This window comes from Candidatus Pelagibacter sp. (assembly GCF_052049815.1).
Taxonomy (GTDB): Bacteria; Pseudomonadota; Alphaproteobacteria; order Pelagibacterales; family Pelagibacteraceae; genus Pelagibacter.
In genome coordinates this window covers 1-6,318 of record NZ_JBNGZG010000048.1, presented here as the reverse complement: position 1 = coordinate 6,318, position 6,318 = coordinate 1, and the positions used below count along the sequence as shown (strand labels likewise).

The 6,318-nt window shown below is 28.1% G+C and carries 5 protein-coding genes; 3 read left to right on the top strand and 2 right to left on the bottom strand.

Annotation, left to right across the window (positions count from 1 at the left end):
- Nucleotides 1-1,394: tetratricopeptide repeat-containing sulfotransferase family protein (locus ACTT9D_RS06530; protein ID WP_440930982.1), on the bottom strand; the 1,394-nt coding region annotated here is incomplete at its 3' end.
- 93 nt (nt 1,395-1,487) lie between these two features.
- The gene (locus tag ACTT9D_RS06525) at nt 1,488-2,504 is read right to left on the bottom strand and encodes a porin (RefSeq protein ID WP_440930981.1); all 1,017 of its coding nucleotides are present in this window, start codon (nt 2,502-2,504) and stop codon (nt 1,488-1,490) included.
- Between the two features lie 185 nt (nt 2,505-2,689).
- On the opposite strand from ACTT9D_RS06525, the gene ACTT9D_RS06520 reads away from it, so the two are divergent.
- The 3 genes from ACTT9D_RS06520 to ACTT9D_RS06510 form a co-directional block, all read left to right on the top strand.
- Complete coding sequence (locus tag ACTT9D_RS06520; protein WP_440930980.1) at nt 2,690-3,307, top strand: DUF3576 domain-containing protein; 618 nt, start codon at nt 2,690-2,692, stop codon at nt 3,305-3,307.
- Nucleotides 3,308-3,343: 36 nt separating this feature from the next.
- Nucleotides 3,344-5,905, top strand: coding sequence for a leucine--tRNA ligase (gene leuS / locus ACTT9D_RS06515; protein ID WP_440930979.1), 2,562 nt, complete (start codon nt 3,344-3,346; stop codon nt 5,903-5,905).
- A gap of 4 nt (nt 5,906-5,909) precedes the next feature.
- Nucleotides 5,910-6,318, top strand: a 409-nt coding sequence (locus ACTT9D_RS06510; RefSeq protein WP_440930978.1) for a hypothetical protein, incomplete at its 3' end; no start/stop codon positions are given.

Here is a 6,318-nt window from a genome sequence, read left to right as displayed (position 1 = left end):
GTTAAATCTTTGTTAATAATTTTGCTTCTAACTTGATTAGTGCTTAGAGTTTTAATAATTTTTTTATTATTTTTTGACATATCAATTGTTTTTTTACTCCACTCTAGCTCCAAAAATTCATAAAGATCTTTTGAAACCTTTTCAGTATTTGCTGTTAAATCTTCAAGATTTATGACTTTCAACTTAATTTTTTTTTCACTGGTAATTTTGATTAGTTGATTTTGATATAAATTCATCATGTTAATGATTGCTTCCGTTGAATTGGTCCATAATAAGTTAGGCATAAATACTCTTAAAATTCCAACGAAGTTGGCCAGCCTATTTCTTTTACAATAAACAAATTTTGCATTAGGAAAAATCTTAGATAATAATTCTAAATACAAAAAATTTTCTAATGACTTGTCAGTAAAAGTATTTTTACCTATATCAATTCCAATTTCACTATACTGTTTCTGAATCTCTTTTTCTAAGATTTCAATTTCATGATGATTAAATGATGTTATTAATTGATTTGTATCATAATCTTTAATTATTTGATTTCTAAAAAAAACTTTTCCTAGAACACCTGACTCTTCGGCAGACATAATATTATTCGCGCCAGAACAAATAATATTTTCAACAAGAGTAGTGCCAGATCGTGGAAGACCCATAACAAAAATAGGCTTTATCTTATTTTCAAATTTTAAATTATAATTTTTTAAGTTTTTTATAAATTTAGGTAAAAGATTAAAAAAATAATTATTTTCTTGCTTAAACGCTATCATTTTTTTTTTAAAAAATATTTCTTTCGCTTGAATGTAATTTTTAATCTCAGTTTCTATATTTTGGTTTCTATTTTCATACTCTGCATTTACAAAATTCAAATAAATTTTATTTAACTCATTTTTTTCATCAAGACTGAAATCGTTTAATTTTTTTATGAGACCATCTGTTAAATATGAAGGATCTAGTCTTATCATCTCATAGTAGGAACCAATATTTTGAGGATAATGCTCTATTATTTTTAAATAATATTTTTTTGAATTTTCAAAATCCCCTAACTCTGAATAAATTTTTGCCAGATTTGAAAGAGAATTGATATTATTATTTTCAAATTTAAGAGCTTTTTCGAAAGCAATAATTGCTTTTTTATGTTCGTTCTTTTGTAAGTAAATCTCTCCTAAAAAATTAAGATTTATTGAATCTTCAGATTTTAATTTAATAGAAATTCCTAAATGTTCTAGTGATTTAGAGTAATCATAAATCCTATAATATGAGTGTGCTAAATACCAATGTATTAGAAAATGGGTGTATTTTTTTTCAAGTTCTTTTAAATTTTTAATTGCACCTTGATAGTCAGCCTTTTTAAAACTTAAAAGACATTCATTCAGTTGATTTTGATTAATTTTATTCATCTGAGATTATCTTTATATTAATCTGAGCAAAAATTTAGCACAAAAAAAAACGGCCCTTAATAAAGGGCCGTTTAATTAAATATTTATAACTTATTAGAATGCTAATGATAAACTAACTTCAGTTATTTCATCATTAGATCCAGCAGTACCGCTTGAGTTATCCTGTTGGTTATTTTGGATAGCTAATTTAGCACCACCCATAGTGTATGCAACTGCAACACCAGTAGACTCTTGATCTACATCAGGACCAGCACCTTTTTTCTTGTAAGTCAAAGTGTGTTGGTTCCATGATACTGATAACGCTTCGTTTACGTTAAATGCAATACCGTATGCTTCAACTTCTCTACCACCATCGTTAGCGTTTGTAGATCTAACGTTGCTTGAGCTTGAACCCGTGTAACCTACAGTTACTGGACCCATAGAGTAGTTAGCAAATGCTACTGAAGATGAACCATCTTGGTTAGCAGCTGTTGATGAGTCAGAATATTCTTGATCACCAGCACCAGCACCAATTGTTAAACCATCAACTAGTGAGCTTGAAGTAATTGCAAAGTTAACGTTTGAACCACTTACTAATGAAGTGTTTCCTACGCCAGCACCACCATCACCATTGTCACCAGAGTTAGTTTCTGGAGCGTACTCAACAGTTAAATCAAATCCAGCAACTGAATTTGCATAACCTAATACACCTGATGATCCACCAGAGTGAGATAATCCACCTGATGAGTTAGCAGTGTTGTGCCATGACTCTTCCCAAGCAGTTGGAGATTTGTCATCGATAGTTGATACACCGTATTGTCCAACACCTTGGTCAAAACCGAATGATCCCATATCACCCATATCTAATGTGATTAAGTGAGATGCAAAAGTTGAACCATTGTCATCTTGTGTAGCCGCAAACCATGTAGCTGTTCCAAGACCATCTACGTCTCCTGAACCATTGAATGCGATAGAAGATTTACTTCCGAAAGGGTTACCACTTACAGTGTTATCATCACTTTTGTAAGTAAGTTCCCAAGTACCTGATACTGATAATTCACCAGCAGAAGCAGATACTGCAACTAATGAACCAGCTAATGCTGATGCACCAATTTTAGTTAGTTTTTTCATAATTACTCCTTATTTGTTAATTAATATTAATTAATTATGAATGGAACTTTTAACAAAAATTGTTCTATTTTCTTTGTTTTTTTGAATAATATATGTTTTTTTTGCATAATGTTGCATTTTTATCACACAATTACCAATATATTATTGAATTATATAATTTTACTAATAAACATTAATTTTATTTTATGAAATCAATAGTTTTTAATCAATTCTTATCAAAATTAATAATCTTATTTTCAATTATTTTTTTACTCAATCAATGCGGTCTTTATAGAAAAACTGATGCCAGAGAAATTCCAACTAATGCTGGAGAAAGAGTTCAAAAAAATATGGAGGAAGGTAGAAGAATTAAATTTGGAAACTTAGCCGGCTCAGGCTCGGGCAAATTTGAATTTGCAACATCAAATGAAATGTGGAGAGCCACAATTGATATATTAGATTTTATTCCTTTAACTAATGCGGATTATGGAGGCGGTGTAATAATTACTGACTGGTACAATGAAAGCGGAACCAGTAATGAATCAATCAAAATTATGGTTCAATTTTTATCTAATGAAATCAGAGCAGATGGTTTAAAAATAATTGTTTATAATAAAAAATGTTTAGATAATTCGTTAAATAACTGCTCAACTAACATTCAAAATTCAGATATAGGACAAGAGCTCAAACTTGCGATTTTAAAAAAAGCAGCTCAATATAAAACTGTCACTGATAAAAAAGAAGCTGAAGAATTCAGAAAAAAAACAAAAGGTATGCCTCAAAAAACTAAAGTTGGTAAAGGCGAAGGAGCTAAGAAAAAATAAAAAATTATCTACCTTTGTTTATAATAATCAACTTTTATGGAAAGATACAACTTTAATACCATAGAGAAAAAATGGCAAAAACTTTGGGAAGATAACAAAGTATTTAAAACATCAGTCGATAAAAAGTTAAAAAAATTTTATGTATTAGAAATGTTTCCTTATCCATCAGGAAAAATACACATGGGTCATGTAAGAAATTATACAATTGGCGATGTTCTTGCTCGATACAAATCAATGCAAGGTTTTAATGTTTTACATCCAATGGGTTGGGATTCTTTTGGTATGCCAGCTGAAAATGCAGCCCGTCAAAATAATCTAGATCCTAAAGAATGGACTGAAAAAAATATCTCTGTAATGAAATCACAACTTAAGAAATTAGGTCTTTCAATAGATTGGGACAGAGAAATTTCAACATGTTCTGAAGATTATTACAAACATCAACAAAAATTTTTTTTAGATTTATTTGATAAAGGTCTGGTCTATAGAAAAGAAAATTATGTTAACTGGGACCCAGTAGATCAAACTGTTTTGGCAAATGAACAAGTTATTGATGGTAAGGGATGGAGATCGGGAGCCATTGTTGAAAGAAAAAAACTTAATCAGTGGTTTTTTAATATAACAAAATTTTCTGAACAATTACTTGATGGTTTGAATACTTTAGATGAGTGGCCCAATAAAGTTAAAACTATGCAATCTAATTGGATTGGAAAGTCTTATGGATGTGAAATTAATTTCAAAATTGAAGGTATAGAAAATCATAAAGATATTAAGATATTCACAACAAGACCTGATACTTTATTTGGATGTACATTTCTGGCATTATCTATTGATCACCCATTATCAAAATTTTATGAAAATGATGAAAATTTTATTAAATTTAGAGAAGCATGTTCTAGAACTGGAACTACTGAGGAGGCTCTGGCGCAAGCAGAAAAACTTGGTTTTAAGACAAAAATAGAAGCGCTCCATCCTTTTGATTCAAAAAAAAAAATTCCCGTTTTTTTTGCTAATTTTGTGCTGATGGATTATGGTTTTGGTGCTATTTTTGGATGTCCGGCTCACGACCAAAGAGATTTGGACTTTGCTAGAAAATATAATCTTGATGTAATTCCTGTTGTTGAAGATACAGAAAATAAAAATTCTGAAATCAAAAATATCGCTTATACCGGTTCAGGCATTATTATTAATTCTGAATTTTTAAATGGTTTAAAAGCACCAGATGAAGCAATTTTAAAATCTATTGAAATCTTGGAGGAAAAAAATCTCGGAAAAAGAAAGATAAATTTTAGATTAAAAGACTGGGGAATCTCTAGACAAAGATATTGGGGATGCCCTATACCCATTGCTTATGATGATAAAGGAAATTTAATTAAAGTTCCGCAAGAATTATTACCTATAAAACTTCCAGAAAAAATTGATTTAAATAAAAATGGAAATCCACTTGATCACCAAATTGAATGGAAAAAAATTAAAATCAATAATAAAGAATATACTCTTGAAACTGATACACTAGACACTTTTGTAGATTCTTCTTGGTACTTTCTTAGATTTTGTTCACCAACTAATTCAAAAGAAGGTTTCAGTCAGGATGAAGTAAATTATTGGATGCCAGTAGATCAATATATTGGGGGTGTGGAACATGCAATACTTCATCTTCTTTATTCTAGGTTTTTTATGCAAGCCTTAAGTTATAAAAATAGTGATCTCAATATTTTAGAACCATTTAAAGGCCTTTTTACTCAAGGTATGGTGTGTCATGAAACATACAAAGACAAAGATAATAATTGGTTTAATCCAAATGAAATAACAAGTGATGATGGAAAAAATTATTATTTAAAAAAAGATAAAAATGTAAAGATTAAAGTGGGACCATCTGAATCAATGTCAAAATCAAAAAAAAACACAATTGATCCTGAAGAAATTATTTCAAATTATGGAGCTGACGCAGTTAGGTTTTTTATCATGTCAGATAGTCCACCTGAAAAAGATATTCAATGGTCTGATGAAGGGATTGAAGGAGCTTATAAATTTATTCAAAAACTATGGACTCTACACAATAAGATTTTAAATAAATTAGATTTAGATATTCAAAATAAAAAATTTGATGATGATTTAATTAAATTCACTAATTCACTTATTTTTAAGGTAAGCAATAATTTAGAAAATTTTAGATACAATGTTATAATTGCAAACTTTCATGAAATGTATAATTTTTTTATTAAAGAAAATGAAAAGGATATTAGCAGTGAAACTTTAATTGATTGTTATGGCAAGATTTTGAGTTTACTTTCACCTTTTATTCCACATTTTACATCTGAATGTTTTGAAAATTTAAAAAAATTTGAAAAATATAAAGGAGATGAAAAAACTAATTGGCCAGTTTACGACAAAAAATATCTTATCGATGATGAAGTTAATCTTGTTATACAAATTAATGGAAAAAAGAGAGAAATATTTAAAGTTAAAAAAGATATCACTGAAATTGAGGTTTTGGATATAATTAATAAAAATCAAAAATTAGTAAGTTATTTTGATAATAAAAAAATAATTAAAAAAATATTTGTGCCTAACAAAATAATTAATTTAATAGTAAAATAAACATATGAAAAAAATTGTTATTTTATTGGTTGTGTTATTAATTGGAGCTTGTGGTTTTAAGCCAATAAACAATGTAACTAACTCCAATTTTCAATTAATTGAAATGGAAATTACTGGAGATAAAATTGTTAATAGGTATTTAAAACAAAACTTAAATAGATTTTCTGAAAATATTAATGCAGATAAATTTTACACAGTTAAAGTTTATAGTGAGAAAGAAAGAAAAACCACATCTAAAAACACTGCAGGTGAACCAAATAGTTATCAATTACAATTGTTGATAAATCTAACAATTTTTGAAAATGATAATATGTTAATTGAAGAAAGTTTTAAAAGAACAACAAGTTATAATAATTTAAATAGTAAGTTTGAATTAAAACAATTTGAAAATATTTTAACTAAAGATTTAACTA